This is a genomic window from Affinirhizobium helianthi, assembly GCF_042680945.1.
In the GTDB taxonomy this organism is placed as follows: Bacteria; Pseudomonadota; Alphaproteobacteria; order Rhizobiales; family Rhizobiaceae; genus Neorhizobium; species Neorhizobium helianthi.
On record NZ_JBHUEQ010000026.1, the window covers coordinates 278439 to 299875 of the forward strand.

Below are 21437 nucleotides of genomic sequence, written 5' to 3' on the forward strand. Positions count from 1 at the left end.
AGATAGTATGGACTTCGGAGCAGGCAACTGGCAACATGGCGTCTTGAGTTGTTCACGACATGGTAAAGACCGGATGGATTGGCTGACAGGCGAATTTGAACCCTTTGAGGTCCGCGAGCCTGAAACGCAGACAATCCCTTTCGTTTTCAATTCTCCCCATAGCGGAAGGCATTATCCGGCGCAATTCCTGGCGGCATCACGTCTTGATGCATTGGGGATACGCCGTTCCGAAGATCATTTCGTCGATGAGCTTTTTGCCGATGCGACCCATTTCGGCGCACCTTTATTAGTAGCACATTTTCCGCGCGCCTATCTGGATGTGAATCGTGAGCCTTACGAGCTCGATCCACGCATGTTTGAAGATCCGTTGCCGTCTTACGCCAATATCGGTTCGATGCGGGTTGCGGGCGGGCTTGGCACCGTGCCGCGGATCGTTGCGGAAAACATGGAAATCTATGCGCGCAGAATGCCGGTTGCCGATGCGCTGGCGCGCATTGAGACCATATACAAGCCCTACCACGCTTGCCTGCGCCGCCTGATTGCCCGCACCCATGCGCGCTTCGGGCTCTCTATCCTGATAGATTGCCATTCCATGCCCGGCAATATCAAGGTCGCGGGTACGGATGCACGGCCCGATTTCATCATCGGGGACCGCTACGGCACCAGTGCATCCGCAGAATTGTCGCGTGCGGCAATCCAGTTCCTGGAGGATATGGGCTTTAACGCCGTCCGAAACAAACCCTATGCGGGCGGCTTCATCACAGAGCATTACGGTCGCCCGGTTCGCGGGCTGCATGCCTTGCAGATTGAAATCAACCGTTCGCTTTATGTGGATGAGGCAACGCTTGAAAAGCGTCCCGAATTCGATCTGATCGCCGGTGTACTCTCCACCTTCATGCGTCAGATGGTGGAATTTGCCGAAGCTTTCTCCATTGAGGCAACGCTCGCGGCAGAGTGAACCACCATCCCCGACATGTGGCCGTCGTCCGACTTCGAGATGACAATCACGTGCAGCGTGCCGGACGATGGATTGTCGTCATCGCAATCGTCCGGCAACCATGTCAGGTGCCGCTCCTCAGGTCAGGCTGCGGCCGACATGCTTCATTTCTCCGGCATCAGCGATGAGTGGAGATGGTCGATTTTCCATTGCCCGTCTTCAAAGCGGTAGATGAAGCTGTAGCGTCCCTTGACCTCGGATTGTTTTCCGGTTGCCGGATCGGTCAGGCTGATTGTCCAGGTGCCGACGTTGGAGGCCGTGTGGCAATCGATCTCGATCGTGGATGTGTCGATGCGCGCCGAGGGGCTGTTCTTCAGGAAATGATCAAAATAATCCTTCACCTCATCGGGAGTGCTTCTTGGCTTGTTGGAGAGCGTTGGAAGCAGCAGAGGTTCTTTCGCAAAAAGGGCTGTGACTGTTTGGGAGTCCTTGGTGGCCCAGGCCTTGTTGAAGTCGTTGAAGAGGTTTTCAACCTGCGCCTTCGAAATCGGCTCACAGGTCTCCGTTTTTGCCTGTGCGGCAACGCCTCCACCGGCGGCGATCACGAGGGCCAGACTGGCAACGGCATAAGCTTTCTTCATGTATCGATCCTTTGTATCCTGTCTTGACGACACAGGTACATATGAGTGCGGGACCGGAAACTACAATCGCGATCAAGTATTTTTCGGAAATAAAATCCTTGTTATATTAGACCTTATTAATTATCGTGAATTTATAGTTGTGATTTTCCAGTTATATTCAATGCTGGATGCAGTAAATGACGACAAGGGCGGGTGCGGTGAGGGACGCGTGTCCATCACCGCCAATTGCTTGAAGGCGGGCATCCGTTGCGGCAGGAAAGGTTTTAGCCTGCCTGAACTATTTCAAGGAAATCTTCCACATCCTTGCGCTCGGTGGCAAAGCTGGTAACGAGCCGCACCAGCATTTCGCCCTCCTGGACAGGCTGCGCCATGTTTGCCGGTTCCGACCAGTCGTAGAACTTCGCACCCTTTGCGTGGGCAGCGTGCATGCGCTCAATCGGGAGGACGGCAAAAACTTCATTGCTCTCGGTCTGCCAGGCAAGGCGTACACTGTTGGATGATGCAAGTCCCTCCCGCAGCAAGTCCGCCATGGAATTGGCGTGGCGGGCCAGATCGAGCCAGAGGTCGTCTTTCAGGTAGGCGTCGAATTGCGCCGAGATAAAGCGGGATTTGGAGAAAAGCTGCGCTGCGCGTTTGCGCAGAAAGGGCATCTCCTTTGCCTTTTCCGGATCGAAGAAGATGACGGCTTCGGCGCACCAGCAACCGTTCTTGGTGCCGCCGAAGGAGAGTGCGTCCACACCGCTCTTCCAGGTCATTTCCGCAGGTGTCGTGCCAAGCTTAACAAGAGCATTGGCAAAGCGTGCGCCATCCATATGCAGCGGCAGGCCGTTTTCTTTCGCGATGGCTGAAATGGCGCGGATCTCGTCAAGGCTATAGATCGTTCCCACTTCGGTGGCCTGGGTGATGCTGATGGAATTGGCGCGGCCGTGGTGAACGGCGTCTTGCGGGAAGCGGGAAATCCTGGCTTTCAGTCGCGCCGGGTCAATCTTTCCAGCTGTGCCTTCGACTGGTGCAATACGCATTCCACTGAAGAAGTCAGGTGCCCCGCATTCATCTTCAATTACATGCGCGTCCGCATGGGCAAATATCACGCCGCCGGGCTTGGCGAAATTGGCAAGAGCCAGCGAATTTGCCGCCGTGCCGGTTGCGACGAAGAAGACTGCGACCTCCTTCTCGAAGATGTCATTGAAGCGTGCTTCGATGGTGCGATCCAGATCGCTGTTGCCATAGGCGGCCGCGAAACGGGTCGTTTCGTTCATCAGTCGCTCATTGATGGCGCTATGCGCGCCAGCCCAGTTGTCGGAAGCAAAAAACATGTAGGGACTTTCCAGTTCTGTATGCAGGTGGCCTGGAGCCTAAGCAGATCGGCGAGGGGTTCAATGAAAAAATTCGCATATTGAGAAGCGGACCTGATTTCGGTGCCTCCAACTCGCCCTCCGCTCACGCTTCCTCGCAAGAATTTATACGAGGGGTTTGAGATCGGGAAACTTTCTGTCGCCAGAACTCTTGGTGATGAAACTTTCCTGTGTCCGTCAACAAATTATTTCAATCTCAATGTCTTGCACCTTGAACAGTTGTCTGTCATAAAATTTGGGAAATAGGACAGATATGTTGTCCTAATTTTTGTCTTGGTGCCGCTTTCGTTGTTCCGGAAGGATGTGGCGGTGCCTCAGGCGTCGGTCGGTTGGCCGGGCTAGAAACCGAAACTTCCGCCCCGGCGGTGACTAGGAGGAAATGATGACGAAGCCTGTATCCACTCCCCAAGAGGGTGAGAGCATGAAAGCCGTTATCCCAGCCCGTCTGTCTCCGTCGGGCATGCCGTTCGCGCAAGGTCTTTACGATCCTCGCAATGAGCACGATGCCTGTGGCGTTGGCTTCATCGCGCATATGAAGGGGCAGAAGTCGCACCAGATCGTCAAGGATGGTCTCTTCATTCTGGAAAACCTCACCCATCGCGGCGCAGTTGGTGCCGATCCGCTGATGGGCGATGGCGCGGGCATATTGGTGCAGATCCCGGATCGCTTCTTCCGCGAAGAAATGGCGAAGCAGGGCGTGACGCTGCCAAAGGCTGGCGAATATGCGGTTGGTCACATCTTCATGCCGCGCGACCCGGAGCAGATCGAGCACTTCAAGAAGGTGATGATTGAGGTCATTGCCGAAGAGGGACAGCAGTTCCTCGGTTTCCGTGATGTGCCGGTCGACAATTCCTCGCTCTCAAAGGCGCCGGATATTGCGGCAACCGAACCCTATCACTGTCAGATCTTCATCGGCGCTGGCCGCGACGCCGCGACGAACCATGATTTCGAACGCAAACTGTTCCTGCTGCGCAAGGTCATCTCCAACCGCATCTACGATCAGTTCGGCGGCCAGGAAACCGGCTTCTATCCGGTTTCGCTGTCTTCCTCGACCATTGTCTACAAGGGCATGTTCCTCGCCTATCAGGTCGGTGCCTACTATAAGGACCTGAGCGATCCGCGTTTTGAGTCTGCCGTGGCGCTTGTCCACCAGCGCTTCTCCACCAATACCTTCCCATCCTGGAAGCTGGCACACCCTTACCGCATGGTTGCCCATAACGGCGAAATCAACACGCTGCGCGGCAACGTGAACTGGATGGCGGCGCGTCAGGCGTCGGTCTCTTCGCCCTTCTTCGGTGACGATATTTCCAAGCTCTGGCCGATTTCCTATGAAGGCCAGTCGGACACGGCCTGCTTCGATAACGCGCTCGAATTCCTCGTGCGTGGCGGCTATTCCATGGCGCATGCGGTCATGATGCTTATCCCGGAGGCCTGGGCTGGAAACCAGTCCATGACGCCGGAGCGCAAGGCATTCTACGAATATCATGCGGCTCTCATGGAGCCGTGGGACGGTCCGGCGGCCGTTGCCTTCACCGATGGCAAGCAGATCGGCGCGACCCTCGACCGTAACGGCCTGCGTCCGGCCCGCTATGTCGTCACCTCCGACGACCGTATCATCATGGCATCGGAAGCTGGCGTTCTGCCGGTTCCGGAAGAAACCATCGTCAAGAAGTGGCGCTTGCAGCCTGGCAAGATGCTGCTGATCGACATGGAAAAGGGCCGCATCGTTTCCGATGAAGAGGTGAAGAACGAGCTGGCCACCAAGCACCCCTATCGCAACTGGCTGGATCGCACGCAGATCATTCTTGAAGATCTGAAGCCGGTTGAGCCGCGCGCGCTGCGCCGTGACGTGTCACTGCTCGACCGTCAGCAGGCTTTTGGCTACACGTCGGAAGACACCAAGATCCTGATGTCGCCGATGGCAACGACCGGCCAGGAGGCTGTCGGCTCCATGGGCACGGACACGCCGATCTCGGCGATGTCGCAGAAGTCCAAGCTGCTCTACACCTATTTCAAGCAGAACTTCGCGCAGGTCACGAACCCGCCGATCGATCCGATCCGTGAAGAGTTGGTGATGAGCCTTGTCTCCTTCATCGGTCCGCGTCCGAACATTCTCGATCACGAAGGCATGGCCAAGGCCAAGCGCATGGAAGTGCGCCAGCCGATCCTGACCAATGGCGATCTCGAAAAGATCCGCTCGATCGGCCATGTGGAAGACCATTTCGACACCAAGACGCTCGATTTCACCTATGACATCGAACGCGGTGCCGAAGGCATGCCGGAAATGCTCGATCGTTTGTGCGAACGTGCGGAAGCGGCTGTTCGCGGCGGTTACAACATCATCGTTCTTTCCGACCGTCAGCTTGGCCCGGATCGTATTGCGATCCCCGCGCTGCTCGCAACCGCTGCCGTTCACCATCACCTGATCCGCAAGGGCCTTCGCACCTCGGTCGGTCTGGTTGTCGAGACCGGCGAGCCGCGCGAAATCCACCATTTCTGCTGTCTGGCGGGCTTCGGCGCGGAAGCGATCAACCCCTATCTGGCATTCGATACGCTGATCGACATGCACAAGAAGGGCGAGTTCCCGAAGGAAGTCTCCGAAGAAGAAGTCGTCTACCGCTACATCAAGGCGGTCGGTAAGGGCATTCTGAAGGTCATGTCCAAGATGGGCATTTCCACCTACCAGTCCTATTGCGGCGCGCAGATCTTCGACGCCATCGGCCTGTCGTCCGAACTGGTCAACAAGTACTTCTTCGGCACGGCGACAACGATTGAAGGCGTGGGCCTGAAGGAAATCGCCGAGGAAACCGTTTCCCGCCACAAGGCAGCCTTCGGCAAAGATCCGGTTCTCGCATCGAACCTCGATATTGGTGGCGAATATGCCTACCGTATGCGCGGTGAAAGCCATGCCTGGACGCCGGATGCGGTCGCTTCCCTCCAGCACGCGGTTCGCGGCAACAGCCAGGACCGTTACCGCGAGTTCGCTGAGATGGTGAACGATACGGCTTCGCGCATGAACACCATTCGCGGCCTGTTCAAGATCAAGTCCGCCGAGCAGATCGGTCGCAAGCCCGTGCCGCTCGAGCAAGTCGAACCGGCAGTGGATATCGTCAAGCGTTTCTCGACGGGGGCCATGTCCTTTGGCTCGATCAGCCGTGAGGCGCATACAACGCTGGCCGTTGCCATGAACCGTATCGGCGGCAAGTCTAATACGGGTGAGGGCGGTGAAGAGAGCGACCGTTACCTGCCTTTGGCAGACGGTTCACAGAACCCGGAGCGTTCCGCCATCAAGCAGATCGCCTCTGGCCGTTTTGGTGTCACGACCGAATATCTCGTCAATGCCGATATGCTGCAGATCAAGGTCGCGCAGGGCGCAAAGCCCGGTGAAGGTGGTCAGCTGCCCGGCCACAAGGTGGATGCGACGGTCGCCAAGACGCGTCACTCCACGCCGGGTGTCGGCCTCATTTCGCCGCCGCCGCACCACGACATCTATTCGATTGAAGATCTGGCACAGCTGATTTTCGACCTCAAGAACGTCAATCCGGCAGCCGATATCTCGGTCAAGCTGGTGTCTGAAGTGGGTGTCGGCACGGTTGCGGCCGGTGTTGCCAAGGCACGCGCAGACCATATCACTGTTGCCGGCTTCGATGGTGGCACAGGTGCCTCACCGCTGACTTCTCTGAAGCATGCCGGTAGCCCATGGGAAATCGGTCTTGCCGAAACCCAGCAGACGCTGGTGCTGAACGGCCTTCGTTCGCGCATCGCCTTGCAGGTGGATGGCGGTTTGAAGACGGGCCGCGACGTCATCATCGGCGCGCTGCTCGGTGCGGATGAATTCGGCTTTGCAACGGCTCCGTTGATTGCGGCAGGCTGCATCATGATGCGCAAGTGCCATCTCAACACCTGCCCGGTGGGCGTGGCAACGCAGGACCCTGTCTTGCGCAAGCGCTTCAAGGGTACGCCGGAACACGTCATCAACTACTTCTTCTTCGTGGCCGAAGAAGTGCGCGAGATCCTGGCTTCGCTGGGCTTCACCCGGCTGGACGAGATCATCGGCGCTTCCGAACTGCTCGAAAAGGATGAGATGCTGGCGCATTGGAAGGCCAAGGGTCTCGATTTCTCCAAGATCTTCCACAAGGTGGAAGCTCCGAAGGATGCGACCTATTGGACCGAGCGCCAGAAGCACCCGATTGACGACGTTCTGGATCGCAAGCTGATCGAAAAATCGATGCCAGCGCTGGAAAACAAGGAGCCGGTGGTCTTCGAAGTGCCGATCAAGAACGTGGATCGCTCCGCCGGTGCCATGCTCTCTGGCGCGCTGGCCAAGCGCTGGGGCCATAAGGGTCTCAAGGACGACACGATCCATGTCACGCTTCGCGGCACGGCTGGCCAGTCCTTTGGTGCGTTCCTTGCACGCGGCATCACCTTCGATCTGGTGGGCGATGGCAATGACTATGTCGGCAAGGGTCTCTCGGGTGGTCGCATCATCGTGCGTCCGCCGGAAAATTCCAAGCTGGCAGCCGAGCATTCGATCATCGTTGGCAATACGGTTCTCTACGGCGCAATCACTGGCGAATGCTATTTCCGCGGTGTGGCGGGCGAACGTTTCGCGGTGCGCAACTCCGGTGCAGTGGCTGTCGTCGAAGGTGTGGGCGACCACGGCTGCGAATATATGACGGGCGGTATCGTGGTGGTTCTCGGCGAAACGGGCCGCAACTTCGCAGCCGGTATGTCCGGTGGCGTGGCTTACGTTCTCGATGAGAGCGGCGATTTCGCCAAGCGCTGCAACATGGCCATGGTCGAGCTTGAGCCGGTTCCGGAAGAAGACGACATGCTGGAGAAGCTCCACCATCACGGTGGCGACCTCATGCACAAGGGACGCGTGGACGTTTCCGAGGACATGACGCGCCACGATGAGGAGCGTCTCTACCAGATGATTTCCAACCATCTGCACTACACGGGCTCCAACCGTGCCAAGGAGATCCTGGATCGCTGGAGCGAGTATCGTCCGAAGTTCCGCAAGGTCATGCCGGTCGAGTACCGCCGTGCACTGGAGGAAATGGAACGCATGCGCATGGGCGTTGCGGCGGAATAAGGCGCCGCAGCCGTCATTCACGGATCAAACCGTTCGGCAAGCGCGCTGCGTGGCTCCGAACGGCATGATCAAATGGGATCAGATGGTATCGATGAGGGCGCGCATGGCGACCGTCGATACGGGAAGCTCCGGGCTTCCATTTCGAAGTGAGGGATGAAACATGGGCAAGGTTACGGGTTTCATGGAAATCGACCGGCAGGTGGCAAAGTACCAGCCTGCGTCGGACCGTATTCGCCATTTCCGCGAGTTCACCATTCCGATGTCGGATGCCGAGGTGACGAAACAGGCAGCCCGCTGTATGGACTGTGGCATTCCCTATTGCCACGGCCCGACCGGCTGTCCGGTTCATAACCAGATCCCGGACTGGAACGACCTCGTCTATAATAACAAGTGGGAAGAGGCGATCCGCAACCTCCATTCCACCAACAACTTCCCGGAATTCACCGGTCGCGTTTGCCCGGCACCTTGCGAGGAAGCCTGCACGCTGAACCTGGAAGATGCGCCGGTTGCCATCAAGACCGTTGAGCAGGCGATTGCCGACAAGGCCTATGAGCTTGGCTTTATTGCGCCGCAACCTGCCACGATCCATACCGGCAAGCGCGTTGCCATCATCGGTTCTGGCCCCGCGGGTCTCGCCGCTGCCCAGCAGCTGGGTCGTGCTGGCCATGAAGTTCATGTTTACGAGCGCGAATCCAAGCCCGGCGGCCTGCTTCGCTACGGCATTCCGGACTTCAAGATGGAGAAGAACTTCATCGATCGCCGCGTCGAGCAGATCAAAGGCGAGGGTGTCACCTTCCATTGCGGCGTCAACATCGGTGTCGATCTTCCGATGGAAAAGCTGCTGGCCGAGCATGATGCGGTGATCTACTGCGGTGGCTCCGAGACACCGCGCCCAGCCGGTATTCCGGGTGTGGACCTGCACGGCGTCTATGATGCCATGCCTTACCTTGTGCAGCAGAACCGCCGTGTCGGCCGCGAGAACATCGATAGCGTGGGCTGGCCGTCCGAGCCAATTCTCGCAGGCGCAAAGCATGTGGTGGTTGTCGGCGGTGGCGATACGGCATCGGACTGCGTGGGCACTGCATTCCGTCAGGGCGCGGTGAAGGTCACCCAGCTCGACATTCGCCCCATGCCGCCGGAAAAGGAAGACAAGCTTGCCGTGTGGCCGTTCTGGGCCACCAAGATGCGTACCTCTTCCTCGCAGGCAGAAGGTGCAATCCGCGAGTTTCAGGTGGCAACGCTCGAATTCGTGGGCGACGAAGACGGCCAGTTGACGGGCGTGCGCTGCTGCCAGGTGGATGAGCGTCGCAAGCCGATTGCCGGAACCGAATTCATCATCAAGGCAGATCTTGCCTTTATCGCCATTGGCTTCTCCGGTCCGTCGAAGGACAGCGTGCTGAAGGATCTTGGTGACAAGCTGCAGCTGAATGTCGACCGTCGCGGCTCCACCAACGTGGTTGCCAATGAGCGCGACTACAAGACCTCCGTGGACAAGCTCTGGGCAGCAGGTGACGTTCGTCGCGGTCAGTCACTGGTTGTCTGGGCAATCCGTGAAGGCCGCCAGGTCGCACGGGCGGTTGACGAGGCGCTGATGGGCGCTTCCGTTCTGCCGAACTAAGTTGTTTGTAAGAGGGCCTTGGGTTCGATGAGCCTGAAATTCTATCTCGCCGGACCTGAGGTCTTTCTTCCCAATGCCCGTGAAATGCTCGATGCCAAGGCCGCGCTGACCCGCGAGTTTGGCTTTGAGCCCATTTGTCCGGGCGATATCACGATCGAGCCTGCGCCTTCGCGCCATCAGTTCGGCCTCAATATCAGCGCTGTGGATGAGGGCATGATGAACCGTGCCGATGGCATCATCGCCAATCTCACGCCCTTCCGTGGCATTGCCGCCGATGTCGGGACAGCTTTCGAGCTTGGCTTTATCTGTGCCCAGGGCAAGAAGGTCGCGGCCTATACCAATGTGACAGCCAGCCATTTCGAACGGACGCGGGCCTTCTACAATGGCAAGGTCGTCGAGGGTGCCGATGGCCGCAAGCGCGGACCGGATGGGGTGTCGCTGGAAGATTTCGACATGATCGACAATCTGATGCTGCATGGTGGCATCGAGCGGCGCGGGGGCTTCATTGCCACGCATGACGCCGCCGCAGATGAGCTGTATACGGACCTCACGGCCTTCCGGCGCTGCCTGGAATTCTTCGCCGGCCAGTGAGGGCTTGAGGCTCCCGGAGCTTGTCCCTCACACATGCTCAGCGCATGTGAGCAGCGACGTCACGAAAAGCGCGATCCGAAAGATCGCGAGGCGTGTCAGTCAGACTTCGCAGGCTCGATCCGATAGTGATCGATGCGCCCCACAGGGGCTTCCGCAAGTTCGCCTCTGGTCAGCAGGAGGTTTTGCGGCGTCTCCGCCGGAAGAGGCTTGGTGATGGCAGCCCCCAGCAATTCCTTGCCGCCGTCGAGTTCCGGATCGGAGAGGCTGATCGGTTGGCTGGGGATTTTTGCCTCCACTTCCGGCGGAAGGCTCGACAGAAGTGGCAGGTCACCAGAATCCAGGCGGATCAGGTCGCTGATGCTCAGATCGCCCAGATGGCGCTTGGCGAATTTTTCCACATAGAAAGCCAGTTTGCGCTTGCCAGCGTCGGTAAAGCTGACGCCGTCGGAGCCGCGCAAACGGGCAGGTTGTCCGTTCATGTCGGAGCCGGTGATGACGAACTGCCCGCCCTCATCGACAAATCCGTCCCATATATCGACGAACTCGCCCCCGACAGCTTCGACATTCTGGCGGAAAATGCCGTTCAGCGTCAGGGCGTCGGCGCTCAGCGAGGGCGATTCGAAGGCGGCGAGACCCACCCAGAGCAGTGGTATCTTCCGGTTGGTGACCAGACTGGCAAAGCGCGTGACCCGCTCGTCATATTCCTTGAGCCATGCCTCGGAGCGGAACCGCTCCTTCGCACTGCCGATCGTCATGGTCTGGCGGTCATTGGCGCCAATCATCACGACAACGATGTGCGGCTTTACCTCATCGAGCATTTTCGGCAGCTCGGCCAGCCAATCGTAGTGGTCCTGCCGGACGAGACCGGAGGAGGGCGAGCCTTTCTCGACAATGACGACGGATGGATCTTCTGCAAAAGCCGTGGTCAGGCCCTGGCCGGTGCCCATGGCGCCGAAATCGCCCACCACCAGGATCTTGCGGGCATTCTCCATTTTCTCCACGGCTTCGGCTTGCGGTGGCGCGGCCACGGGGGCGGGTGCCCGCACCGGCGGACGTGCAGGCGAGATGCTGGACTGCGGGCGTGCGCGCTGCCTGTTTGGCTGCACACGGATGATGGAACCTTCCGGCCTTTGCCGGCGGGGCTCACCAAACAACATGTCGAAGAGAGTGCGTCTTTCCTGCGCATGGGCGGGCACCGCCGGAACGGCGAGAGCAAGGATGAGGCAGGCCGTCACAAGCCTTGGCCTGGATCTATGCCACCTGCTGGTCATCGTTTTATTCTTTCCACATGCGGCTTTCAGGAAGGCGGAACGCGCCGCGTGGCTCCCGCCAAATTCTTCATGCTTCATCATGAAGCTGCGAAAGGACAAATCCTGCCCTTTCGCCTTGATCCTAATGTGCGGGACACAGCCTAGTTGCGCAAGGCGCGCAGCAAGGTTTTCGAAGGCTGGCCATCGCTCTGCATGCCTAGGCGCGCCTGGATGGCGCTGATCGCTGCCTTGGAGCCGGAGCCGAAATTACCGTCGATCTCGCCGTCATAATAGCCCATTGCCTTCATCCGGCTCTGAAGCTCGAATTTTTCCTTGATGTCCAGCGTGTTGTGGGGGCGTGGCCATGCCTGTTGCACCCCGCCATAGCCTGCAATTTCATCGGCCAGAAGACCAACCGCCAGCGCATAGGAATCGGCTGCGTTGTAGCGCTTGATGACGAAGAAGTTCTTGGTCATCAGGAAGGCGGGGCCTTCCGCACCGGCCATCAGCTTCAGCTCGGCGCGGTCGTTCGGGCGGGGAAATGCCTTGCCGTTTGCACGCACGAAGCCAAGCTTTGCCCATTGTGCAAGGGTCTTTGTCTGGCCGTTATAACGTGCGGCGCCTGCGGGCGAAACCGCTTCGTAACCCCATGTATAGCCCGTTTCCCAGCCATTCTTGGCCAGAAGATTGGCGGAGGTTGCCAGCGCATCGGGCACGGAGCTCCAGATGTCGCGACGACCGTCGCCATCTGCATCGATCGCATAGAGCAGATAGCTGGTGGGAATGAATTGCGTGTGCCCCATGGCACCAGCCCAGGAGCCGGTGAGGTGCTTCGGCGTGATGTCACCCGACTGGAGGATCTTCAGGGCGGCAATCAGCTGCTTGCGTGCGAAATTGGCGCGCTTGGGATCGGCCCAGGCCAGCGTTGCCAGCGCTTGCGGCACGTGGTGCAGGCGGTCTGGGTTCTCGAGTGCGGCCCCGTAATTGCTTTCCATCGACCAGATGGCGAGCAGGATATGTTTATCGACACCGAAATGGCGCTCGATAGCTGTCAGGGTCCGGTTATGGCGGGCCAGCATCTCGCGGCCAACCTTCACAGTGTAAGGGTTCACGCGCGAATCGAGATAATCCCAGATCTGCGATTTGAACTCCGGCTGGTACTGCGCCTTGTTCAGAACATCCTGATCCGGCCCTGTGACACCCGCAAAAGCCTGGTTATAGGTAGAGCGTGTGATTCCACTGGCGGCCGCTGTTTCATAGAATTTCGAGACCCATGCCTTGAAACCTGCATCAGCCTTGGCATCTATCGCAGAGGTCGCAACCACGAGGGCTGCGATTGCGGAGAGGGCAATGCGCTTGGCGCTGAATTTTTTCATCGTCAGTCGTGTCCCTTGTTCTTTCCGGTCTCAAATTCGCCAGGATCGGGAACGACGCCCTGGCATGCACGACAGGGTAGACATAACGTGTCAACAAATTCTTTACCATGTGGACACTGTTCTGTCATTGTTTGTGAAAATGTAGTGATTGGTTGCTATGGCGCTAACGCGCAGCACCCTATTATTCGTTTGTGCTGTAAGGAGGCATGAGTGGGACAACAGAAGATCCGTAAAGCCGTTTTTCCCGTGGCAGGTCTTGGAACGCGCTTTCTGCCCGCCACCAAGGCTGTTCCGAAGGAAATGCTCACGGTCGTCGACAAGCCCGTCATCCAGTATGTGGTGGATGAGGCAGCGGCCGCTGGCATCGAGCACTTCGTGTTCGTGACGGGTCGTGGCAAGGGTGTCATCGAAGACTATTTCGACATTCAGTTCGAGCTTGAGCAGATGCTGCGCGAGCGCAACAAGAATGCCGAGCTGACGCTGCTCGCCGATCTCTTGCCAACCGCAGGTACCGCGAGCTTCACGCGCCAGCAGGTGCCGCTGGGTCTCGGCCACGCCGTCTGGTGTGCGCGCGATATCGTGGGCAACGAGCCCTTCGCCGTGCTTTTGCCGGACATGATCATGGCTTCCGAAAAGAGCTGCCTCAAGGGCATGGTCGAGCTTTACGAAAAGACGGGCGGCAATGTGCTGGCTGTTGAAGAATGCGCACCTGAGCTTGCCCACAAATATGGCATCGTCGGCATGGGCGAAAAGGTCGGTGACGAAGGCTTCAAGATCACCGAAATGGTCGAAAAGCCAGCCAAGGGCACAGCACCTTCCAACTTCTTCATCAATGGCCGCTATATCCTGCAGCCGGAAATTTTCGAGATTCTGGAAACGCAGGAGCGGGGTGCCGGCAACGAAATCCAGCTGACAGACGGCATGCTGGCGCTGGCGAAGAGCCAGGAATTCGCGGCCTACCACTTCAAGGGTGAAACCTTCGACTGTGGCGCCAAGGATGGCTTCATCCTCGCCAATCTGGCCTTTGCGCTGAAGCGTGACGATATTCGCCCGCTCATCGAAGGCCCGCTGAAGACGATTACGTCCAAGCTCTGAACGAGACGTTTTAGAGCATTTACCTGAGAAAAGTACGTAGACAGCAGCGCCCTCGAACCCATGGTTCGGGGGCGTTTTGTTTGGGCAGAGCCTATCGCCTCAGGCTCAAGCCAATGCCTGCGCGCCACTGTTTGCTGTCCACGCCGCCGGGATTGTCGTTCAACTCGTAACCGACATTGGCTGTGGCATCGAGATAGCGGTTAACATTCCAGACAAGGCCGGTGCCAACAGCCCAGTTGAGCTGGTCGGCAGAGGCGCTGAAATCGCGCCAGGTGGTCGAGCCGGTCAATCGAGCCGTCAGGTTGGATCGCAGTTCATGCGACAGGCCGGAACTCAGCAGATATTCCACCCAGCCGCTTTGTCCGGCAGTTGTCGCATCCTGAACCGTGGTTCTGAGGCCAAGATCCACATTCGTGCCCCGACGAGGCGACCATAGCAGCGTACCATCAATCGTGAAGGCATCGATGGAGGCGAGGCGTGCATCCTCGTAGTCGACGGTTGCGTAGCCGAGGCCGAGTTCACCGCGCAGTTTTTCGCCGAGATCGAGCTGCACACCGGCGCGCCCGCCATAGCTCCAGGAGGAGCGCGCAAAGCCGGAGGCATCGAGTCTCTCATCGTAGACAGCACGACCCAGTGTCGCCTCGATGAAGGGGATCAAGGCAGGCGAAAGCTCATAGCCCAGGCGGATCCGGCCTTGCACGGCATTGCGGTCGCGGTCGCCGAGATCAACCCGCGTCCCATCGGCAAAGCTCACGCTGCCGTAAGTGGTGCGTGTGGCGGCAATGGCTGCGGTTCCGCGCAGAACACCCAGCTCTCTTTCGATGGACGCGCCGCCTGAATAGCGATCAACGCGCGCCTGTTGCGTGGCTCCGGCCAGAGCATTGGGGTTGGAGGTTTCTTCCCGCTCGAAGGCGTAACCGGCGGTCAGATGTGCGATTGTCTGATCCGAAAGGTCCAGCCGAAGATCGCCGTCTATGCGTGCGTTGGGCTCGGTTGCGCCTTGTCCGCTGATGTTTTTCTCAAAAGTGCTGGCACCGGTGATGGTCAGAGCGTGGCGCCCCCAGTCGGAGGTGAGGCTACCGTTCATCGTGCTGGCAAAGAAGGTTCTGTGTCGGCTGCCTGCCCCGTCACTCACCTTTTGCGTATTCAGGCTCTGATTGCTGCTGGTGCGCAGCATGAAGGAGCCAAGCCGCAGGCCGCTGGCGTCATCTCGTGGTCCTGCTGGCGCTTCGCCGGGTTCTATGCCTTGTTCCGGCTGATTCTCCGAAGGTTCCGTCAAGGTGTTGAGGTCATCGCCTGCCAGATTGTCCGCCTGGTTCATGGGGGTGGCCTGCAACATGCCGGTGCTGCCACGCAAGCCGTTCAGGTTGCCGGTGTGCGGGTTGGTGGCTGTCGCAGTACTGTCTGGCGTCTCCGCTGTCCCCAGCGGTGAGGATGGGTCACTGTCCTGCAGAGCGGTGGTGTTCGGATCGGTGTTGGAAAGCCGGGAGATGGAGCCGGAAGCACGAGCGGTGGGGCTTGAAAAGGAATTGCCCTCAGCGCTTTGTGCTCCCGCATGAGTTGGGGCTACGACGAGACACACCGATGCCATGAGCGCTGCCAGCGGCGCAAAAGGCCTCAGCCTGGGTGGCACAGGGGCAAAGGTTTTCGTCATGGTGCCGTCGGGGCTCCTCAAATAGTTAGCTACTAGTAAAGGTGCGTGGTTAATGTTTGGTTGAGGCGGCATTTTCCCCCTGCTTGCGCAGACGCATGGACTTTTTCGCCTGTGGGCGATAATGCTCCGCCCATGACACAGGACGCCTCACTTTCCTCTTCCTCCACCGCCGTTCAATCGGCTTTGCGAACGCTCGCCACCGAAAAGCGGGGGCTTGAAGCGCTGGAAGCCGCCCTGCAAAACGGTCTGGCGGAGCCGCTGGAAAAGGCCGTAGAACTGATCTCGGGCATTACGGGCCGGGTGATCGTGACCGGCGTTGGCAAGAGCGGGCATATTGGCGCGAAACTCGCCGCCACCTTTGCCTCGACCGGCACGCCTGCAAGTTTTGTACACGCGGCGGAAGCCAATCACGGCGATCTCGGCATGATTGCCAACAACGATCTGGTCATTGCGCTCTCGAAGGGAGGCGAAAGCGCGGAGTTGAAAAGCATCCTCGCCTATACGCGCCGGTTCTCCATTCCGCTGATTTCACTCACCTGTTCTCCACAATCGTCTCTCGCGCGTGCATCCGATGTCGTGCTGTTGCTGCCCAACGAGCAGGAAGCCTGCCCGCATGGCCTGGCCCCCACCACATCCACGCTGATGCAACTGGCCTTGGGCGATGCGCTGGCGATTGCCCTTCTGGAGGCGAGGGGCTTCACCGCCAGCGATTTCTACGTCTATCACCCCGGCGGCAAGCTGGGTGCCAGCCTGACCCATGTGAAGGACATCATGCACACCGGAGAGCGCTTGCCGGTTGTTGCGAGCGGCACGCCGATGACGGAAGCTGTGCAGGTTCTTTCCCGCAAGCACTTTGGCTGTGTGATCGTTCTGGGGGATGATGGCTGTGTGGCTGGCATCGTGACCGAGGGCGATATGGCCCGCAATCTCAACCGCAATCTCGGCCAGTTGACCGTGGACGAAGTGATGACCCGCACGCCGAAGATGATCGGGCCTGATACGCTGGCAACCGCCGCGCTTGCCATGATCAACAAGCACAGCATCGGCGCATTGATTGTGGCAGACGGCGAGCGCCGCCCGCTGGGTCTCGTCCACTTCCACGATCTCTTGCGGATCGGGGTGGCTTGATCGGCCTCAGGCGACAGGCTCGACGATCAATTCGCTTCCCGTCCACTCGGCTACGCGCACCCGCATTCCAACGGGCAGATCCGGGCCGGTGACGGACCACCAGGTATCATCCAGACGGATACGGCCGCGCCCTTCGCGAATGGGTTCGCTCAGGGTCGCCGTGCGGCCAACGAGGCTCTCGCCACGCCGGTTGAGAAGCGGTTGATCGCTATTGCGGTCCTGACTGCCGTAAAGGCGGCGTCCGATCAGCGTGATGATAACGGAGAGGGCGGCAAACAGGATGAACTGGACATGCCAGCCCCAGTAGGGGCTATCCCACAGAGCAATGGATGCCGCGCCAATGGTCAGCGCGGCAAGCCCGATCCAGATGAGGAAAACTCCAGGCGCCGCCAGTTCCGCACCGAGCAGGATAAATCCGAGAATCCACCAGCTCCACGGTCCCAGATCACCGACGATCTCAGCAATCATTGTCCATCCTCAGGTTTGGGTACTCCCTGCGACACATTGTAACCGGGCGTAGAAAAGGACGGAGTGCTGGTCGTGCGCCGGGCCTCACGGGGGGCGGCAGGTGCACGCGGCACGGAAGTCGCGGGTGAGGGCTGATCTGCGAAGACTTCGCGTGCAATCGCGCCAATACCGCCGAGCGAACCAATCAGCGATGAAGCTTCCATCGGCATCAGCACGACCTTGGAATTTGAGGCGGTGCCGATGGAGGCCATGGCTTCGGTATATTTCTGCGCCACGAAATAGTTGATGGCATTTACATCGCCAGCGGCAATGGCTTCTGAGACCATGCGGGTGGCCTTGGCTTCCGCTTCTGCCAGCCGCTCGCGTGCTTCGGCCTGCCGGAAGGCGGCTTCACGTTCACCCTCGGCCTGGAGCACGGCGGCCTGCTTGGCGCCTTCGGCGCGCAGAATGGCAGCGTTTCTGGAGCCTTCCGCTTCCAGCACTTGCGCGCGTTTTTCCCGCTCCGCCTTCATTTGTCGCGCCATGGCCTGAACCAGATCCGTTGGCGGCTGGATGTCCTTGATCTCGACGCGTGTGACCTTGATGCCCCAAGGCTGAACAGCCTCGTCCACTACGCGCAGCAGGCGCTCGTTGATAATTTCGCGGTTGGACAGGAGCTCGTCCAGATCCATCGAACCCATGACCGAACGGATATTCGTCATGGTCAGGTTCTGGATTGCGTTCTCCAGATTGGCAATCTGGTAGGCGGCCTGCGCCGGGTTGAGAACCTGGTAGAAGGCAACCGCATCGGCCGAGACGCTGGCATTATCCTTCGTGATGACTTCCTGCGTCGGAACATCCAGCACCTGCTCCATCACATTCATGCGCGCACCGACCTTCTCGATGAAGGGCGTGATGAGGTTAAGGCCGGGATCCAGTGTCCGGGTATAGCGGCCAAAGCGCTCGACGGTGTAGCGATAGCCCTGTGGAACGGTCTTGATCGCCGCAAACAGCACCAGAATGACAATGACGACCGCGCCGATGACGACGATATCCAGACCCGACAGGACCATTTCTCCATACTCCCTAGAACTTACATCGCAGATGTAGGGCTTAGCACGACTTTCCGCCATAGGCATGACAGCGTTTCAGCCATGGCTTGGCAAGCGAGTGTCAATTGCGCTATCAGGCACCCAGGTAACACTCCGGTCGCAGCCTACCCGGTAAAAACAAGGGATCCTGATTATGAAAACACTCGTCGTCTGCTCCGGCGGACTCGATTCCGTTTCGCTTGCGCATAAGGTCGCGGCGGAACACACACTGATTGGCCTCATCTCCTTCAATTATGGCCAACGCCACAGCAAGGAACTGGATTACGCCGCGAAAGCTGCCGAAAGGCTCGGCGTGCCACATGACATCATCGATATCACCGCCATCGGCCAGCATCTGACCGGCTCGGCGCTGACGGATGATCTGGATGTTCCAGACGGCCATTATGCCGAAGAAACGATGAAGATCACGGTAGTACCCAACCGTAACGCCATCATGCTGACAATTGCCTTCGGGTTGGCTGCCGCCCGGCAGGCAGAGGCTGTGGCCGTTGCCGTGCACGGGGGCGATCACTTCATCTATCCCGACTGCCGCCCTGCCTTTATCGACAGTTTCCAGACAATGCAGAACCATGCTCTGGATGGCTATGCCTCCGTTCAGCTTTTCGCGCCGTTCGTGCATGTCTCCAAGGCGGAGATCGTGCGCCAGGGTGCGGCATGCGATACGCCCTTTGCGCAAACCTGGTCCTGCTACAAGGGCGGCTTGAAGCATTGCGGGCGCTGCGGCACCTGCGTGGAGCGGCGCGAAGCCTTCCATCTGGCCGGGATCGAGGATCCGACCGATTACGATGATCCGGATTTCTGGAAGGCTGCGACGTCAGGCTTCAAGGCGGAGGAGGTTTGAAGCCATGTTCCGTATCACCAAGGAATTTCACTTTTCCGCCTCGCACCGATTGGATCATCTGCCGGAAGATCACCAGTGCCACCGCTTGCACGGGCACAACTACATTGTGGTGGTGGAGCTTTCCGGCGAGACCCTCAATCAGGATGGCTTCGTGCGCGACTATCATGATCTGAAGGCGCTGAAGACCTATATCGATGACCATTTCGACCATCGTCACCTGAACGATATTCTGGGGCACAGCTTCACCACGGCAGAAAACCTCGCCAGGCATTTCTATGACTGGTGCAGGGAGCGCTTCCCAGAGACCTCGGCTGTGCGCGTATCCGAAACGCCGAAGACCTGGGCGGAGTATCGTCCGTGAGTGCCACCGAAACAATTCGCGTCAGCGAGATATTCGGGCCAACCATACAGGGCGAAGGCGTATTGATCGGTCAGCCGACGGTGTTTGTGCGCACCGGCGGCTGCGATTATCGCTGTTCCTGGTGCGACAGCCTCCATGCGGTGGAGTCCCGCTTTCGCGATTCCTGGATTGCCATGAGCCTGGACGATATCTGGGGGCAGATTGAGGCGCTTTCTGGCGGAAGGCCACTGACGCTCTCCCTGTCGGGCGGCAATCCCGCCATCCAGCCGCTTGGATCTCTGATCGAACGGGCCCACCAGCATGGCTATCGGGCAGCACTTGAGACCCAGGGCAGCATTGCCCGCGACTGGTTCAGCGATCTGGATGTTCTGGTGCTTTCGCCAAAGCCGCCTTCCAGCGGTATGGAGTTTAACGGCGATGCGCTTCTGGACTGCGTTCGAAGCGCCGGAGGCGGGCCGGAAACAGTGCTGAAGTTCGTGATCTTCGACGAGGCGGATTACCAGTTCGCAACCCAGGTGGCGCAGCTTCTTCCAAAGTTGCCGGTCTTCCTCCAGCCCGGCAACCACACGCCGCCACCGCCGGAAGAGAGCGATGCCGCAATCGATATGTCCGGCATTCTTGATCGGATGCACTGGCTTGTGGAGAGGGTAATGCAGGACCGCTGGTTCGAGGCAAAAATTCTGCCGCAACTGCATGTCCTGTTGTGGGGTAATCTTCGAGGGGTCTAAAACAGAGATTTTGGCAGGAACCATAATTCTCTCAAGCGGTTCCCTGTATTCACGCATTTCCGCGAAAAAACATCGTGAACAGGGGCTAGGGAGATTGGATGGTATTTTAGCGATTCGATTAACGCAGCATTACCTGGCGTGACCTAGGGTCCGCCGCCTGTATGAATCAGCTAAAGGAGTTCGGAATGATTCCGAGGTCGGTCGTGGCTCTGCAAATGATCCGCGAGTCCCTGGTGACGAAGATTTTCGTGGTCTGCTTTCTGGCAATCCACATGCCCCTGCTTGCGATGATCGCCTATCTTGCGGGTGGTTACTCATCGCATCCATTTCCCATTTTGACGATTCTGCTGGTGGCAACGCTCGTTGGCACCATTGCCTGCCTTGCAGCGCTGTGGTGGTTCATCCGCCCGCTGCGCCTGCTGGCCACGGCCTTGAAGCGCTACAATGCCGAGGGAGCCCCCGTGCGTCTTCCCGTGGAGGGGACGGATGAGATCGGCGTTGTCAGCCGTGCGGTTGCTGCCACGATGAATGAACTGGAAGGGGTGATGCGCAAGCTTCGCCAGCAGGCCATGACGGACCAGCTGACAGGGCTCGGCAATCGCCGTTGGCTCTCGGAACGTATCGTGACCGAGCAGGCCCGCGCCGAGCGGGAAAAATCTCCCATCTCAGTCGTCCTGTTCGATCTTGACCACTTCAAGGACATCAATGACAGCTTTGGCCACGATGTGGGTGACCGTGTGCTGATCGGTGTTGGAGAGGTCATTCGCGATAACTTGCGTCGCTACGATCTGGCAGCACGCATTGGTGGAGAAGAATTCTGCCTCATCCTGCCCAAGACGCGCATTGGCGAAGCGGTTGTCATTGCCGAACGGTTCCGCACGCAGCTTGAAAAGCTGAATGTCGATCCGCTACCGCAGGGGCGCATCACCGCCAGCTTTGGCATCTATCAGGCAACACCCTGCGACAGCATGCAGGCCATGCTGCTTCAGGCAGATCGTGCGCTTTACCGCGCCAAGGAGAAGGGCCGCAATTGCGTGCAAAGCTTCGACTGGCATGCAGAAACGCGGTAGTGCATTGGGGGCTGGCTTTGCCGGGTCAGCCTATTCAGAGCCATCAACGTGGTGATGAATGTGATGTTTAGAGCATTGACCTGAGAAAGGTGCGTGGCGGTTTCCTTCAGGAACCGCATAAAACCAAAGATTTAGAGT

At 58.7% G+C, this 21437-nt stretch carries 17 protein-coding genes; 10 read left to right on the top strand and 7 right to left on the bottom strand.

Features of this window, described 5'->3' with window-relative positions; translation table 11 throughout:
• The first annotated feature begins 73 nt into the window (after positions 1-73).
• Entirely contained in the window at positions 74-958 is an 885-nt protein-coding gene (locus tag ACFSE1_RS15720) for an N-formylglutamate amidohydrolase (protein WP_377403293.1), read from the top strand.
• Between the two features lie 143 nt (positions 959-1101).
• On the opposite strand, the gene ACFSE1_RS15725 is transcribed toward ACFSE1_RS15720, so the two are convergent.
• Positions 1102-1578, bottom strand: a complete 477-nt coding sequence (locus tag ACFSE1_RS15725; protein WP_377403295.1) for an SgcJ/EcaC family oxidoreductase — start codon at positions 1576-1578, stop codon at positions 1102-1104.
• A gap of 263 nt (positions 1579-1841) precedes the next feature.
• A complete protein-coding gene (locus tag ACFSE1_RS15730) occupies positions 1842-2894 on the bottom strand; it encodes a threonine aldolase family protein (protein ID WP_377403297.1) in 1053 nt (350 codons plus the stop codon).
• Positions 2895-3354: 460 nt separating this feature from the next.
• Between ACFSE1_RS15730 and gltB the strand changes: the two genes are divergently transcribed.
• From gltB to ACFSE1_RS15745, 3 genes are all read left to right on the top strand, one after another.
• A complete protein-coding gene (gltB, locus tag ACFSE1_RS15735) occupies positions 3355-8028 on the top strand; it encodes a glutamate synthase large subunit (RefSeq protein WP_377403337.1) in 4674 nt (1557 codons plus the stop codon).
• A 160-nt stretch (positions 8029-8188) separates the two neighbouring features.
• Complete coding sequence (locus ACFSE1_RS15740; RefSeq protein WP_377403299.1) at positions 8189-9646, top strand: glutamate synthase subunit beta; 1458 nt, start codon at positions 8189-8191, stop codon at positions 9644-9646.
• Positions 9647-9673: 27 nt separating this feature from the next.
• Positions 9674-10237 (top strand): nucleoside 2-deoxyribosyltransferase, encoded by a 564-nt coding sequence (locus tag ACFSE1_RS15745; protein WP_377403301.1) that lies wholly within the window; start codon positions 9674-9676, stop codon positions 10235-10237.
• A 95-nt stretch (positions 10238-10332) separates the two neighbouring features.
• Here ACFSE1_RS15745 and ACFSE1_RS15750 read toward each other — a convergent pair whose 3' ends face one another.
• Together ACFSE1_RS15750 and ACFSE1_RS15755 are read right to left on the bottom strand one after the other, a co-directional pair.
• The gene (locus ACFSE1_RS15750) at positions 10333-11508 is read right to left on the bottom strand and encodes an SGNH/GDSL hydrolase family protein (protein WP_377403303.1); all 1176 of its coding nucleotides are present in this window, start codon (positions 11506-11508) and stop codon (positions 10333-10335) included.
• Between the two features lie 140 nt (positions 11509-11648).
• The gene (locus ACFSE1_RS15755; RefSeq protein ID WP_377403305.1) at positions 11649-12863 is read right to left on the bottom strand and encodes a lytic murein transglycosylase; all 1215 of its coding nucleotides are present in this window, start codon (positions 12861-12863) and stop codon (positions 11649-11651) included.
• 210 nt (positions 12864-13073) lie between these two features.
• Here ACFSE1_RS15755 and galU point away from each other — a divergent pair, with 210 nt between their 5' ends.
• Entirely contained in the window at positions 13074-13958 is an 885-nt protein-coding gene (galU, locus tag ACFSE1_RS15760) for a UTP--glucose-1-phosphate uridylyltransferase GalU (protein WP_377403307.1), read from the top strand.
• Between the two features lie 91 nt (positions 13959-14049).
• Here galU and ACFSE1_RS15765 read toward each other — a convergent pair whose 3' ends face one another.
• Entirely contained in the window at positions 14050-15612 is a 1563-nt protein-coding gene (locus ACFSE1_RS15765) for an outer membrane beta-barrel protein (RefSeq protein ID WP_377403309.1), read from the bottom strand.
• 132 nt (positions 15613-15744) lie between these two features.
• Between ACFSE1_RS15765 and ACFSE1_RS15770 the strand changes: the two genes are divergently transcribed.
• Positions 15745-16740 carry a KpsF/GutQ family sugar-phosphate isomerase gene (locus ACFSE1_RS15770; protein ID WP_377403311.1) on the top strand — a complete coding sequence of 332 codons (996 nt, stop codon included), beginning with the start codon at positions 15745-15747 and terminating at the stop codon, positions 16738-16740.
• Positions 16741-16746: 6 nt separating this feature from the next.
• Here the strand turns inward: ACFSE1_RS15770 and ACFSE1_RS15775 are convergent, their stop codons facing one another.
• Positions 16747-17208, bottom strand: coding sequence for an NfeD family protein (locus ACFSE1_RS15775; protein ID WP_377403313.1), 462 nt, complete (start codon positions 17206-17208; stop codon positions 16747-16749).
• On the bottom strand, positions 17205-18260 hold the full coding sequence (locus ACFSE1_RS15780) for an SPFH domain-containing protein (RefSeq protein WP_377403315.1): 1056 nt from the start codon (positions 18258-18260) through the stop codon (positions 17205-17207). Before ACFSE1_RS15780 ends, ACFSE1_RS15775 begins: the two co-directional genes overlap by 4 nt.
• A 172-nt stretch (positions 18261-18432) precedes the next feature.
• Here ACFSE1_RS15780 and queC point away from each other — a divergent pair, with 172 nt between their 5' ends.
• From queC to ACFSE1_RS15800, 4 genes are all read left to right on the top strand, one after another.
• The gene (gene queC / locus ACFSE1_RS15785) at positions 18433-19140 is read left to right on the top strand and encodes a 7-cyano-7-deazaguanine synthase QueC (protein WP_377403317.1); all 708 of its coding nucleotides are present in this window, start codon (positions 18433-18435) and stop codon (positions 19138-19140) included.
• Between the two features lie 4 nt (positions 19141-19144).
• A complete protein-coding gene (gene queD / locus ACFSE1_RS15790; protein ID WP_377403319.1) occupies positions 19145-19501 on the top strand; it encodes a 6-carboxytetrahydropterin synthase QueD in 357 nt (118 codons plus the stop codon).
• Complete coding sequence (gene queE / locus ACFSE1_RS15795) at positions 19480-20229, top strand: 7-carboxy-7-deazaguanine synthase QueE (protein WP_377403339.1); 750 nt, start codon at positions 19480-19482, stop codon at positions 20227-20229. The genes queD and queE overlap by 22 nt, the downstream gene beginning before the upstream one ends.
• 185 nt (positions 20230-20414) lie before the next feature.
• Entirely contained in the window at positions 20415-21299 is an 885-nt protein-coding gene (locus ACFSE1_RS15800; RefSeq protein ID WP_377403321.1) for a GGDEF domain-containing protein, read from the top strand.
• Positions 21300-21437 lie beyond the last annotated feature (138 nt).

Excerpts from the sequence above, each read along its gene's own strand:
- ACFSE1_RS15770 (WP_377403311.1), top strand. The coding sequence starts at position 15,745 with ATGACACAGGACGCCTCACTTTCCTCTTCCTCCACCGCCGTTCAATCG.
- ACFSE1_RS15740 (WP_377403299.1), top strand. The coding sequence starts at position 8,189 with ATGGGCAAGGTTACGGGTTTCATGGAAATCGACCGGCAGGTGGCAAAG.
- ACFSE1_RS15745 (WP_377403301.1), top strand. The coding sequence starts at position 9,674 with ATGAGCCTGAAATTCTATCTCGCCGGACCTGAGGTCTTTCTTCCCAAT.
- queC (WP_377403317.1), top strand. The coding sequence starts at position 18,433 with ATGAAAACACTCGTCGTCTGCTCCGGCGGACTCGATTCCGTTTCGCTT.
- ACFSE1_RS15730 (WP_377403297.1), bottom strand. The coding sequence starts at position 2,894 with ATGTTTTTTGCTTCCGACAACTGGGCTGGCGCGCATAGCGCCATCAAT.
- ACFSE1_RS15720 (WP_377403293.1), top strand. The coding sequence starts at position 74 with ATGGATTGGCTGACAGGCGAATTTGAACCCTTTGAGGTCCGCGAGCCT.
- queD (WP_377403319.1), top strand. The coding sequence starts at position 19,145 with ATGTTCCGTATCACCAAGGAATTTCACTTTTCCGCCTCGCACCGATTG.
- ACFSE1_RS15750 (WP_377403303.1), bottom strand. The coding sequence starts at position 11,508 with ATGACCAGCAGGTGGCATAGATCCAGGCCAAGGCTTGTGACGGCCTGC.
- ACFSE1_RS15800 (WP_377403321.1), top strand. The coding sequence starts at position 20,415 with ATGATTCCGAGGTCGGTCGTGGCTCTGCAAATGATCCGCGAGTCCCTG.
- ACFSE1_RS15775 (WP_377403313.1), bottom strand. The coding sequence starts at position 17,208 with ATGATTGCTGAGATCGTCGGTGATCTGGGACCGTGGAGCTGGTGGATT.
- ACFSE1_RS15725 (WP_377403295.1), bottom strand. The coding sequence starts at position 1,578 with ATGAAGAAAGCTTATGCCGTTGCCAGTCTGGCCCTCGTGATCGCCGCC.
- ACFSE1_RS15780 (WP_377403315.1), bottom strand. The coding sequence starts at position 18,260 with ATGGTCCTGTCGGGTCTGGATATCGTCGTCATCGGCGCGGTCGTCATT.
- ACFSE1_RS15755 (WP_377403305.1), bottom strand. The coding sequence starts at position 12,863 with ATGAAAAAATTCAGCGCCAAGCGCATTGCCCTCTCCGCAATCGCAGCC.
- gltB (WP_377403337.1), top strand. The coding sequence starts at position 3,355 with ATGAAAGCCGTTATCCCAGCCCGTCTGTCTCCGTCGGGCATGCCGTTC.
- ACFSE1_RS15765 (WP_377403309.1), bottom strand. The coding sequence starts at position 15,612 with ATGACGAAAACCTTTGCCCCTGTGCCACCCAGGCTGAGGCCTTTTGCG.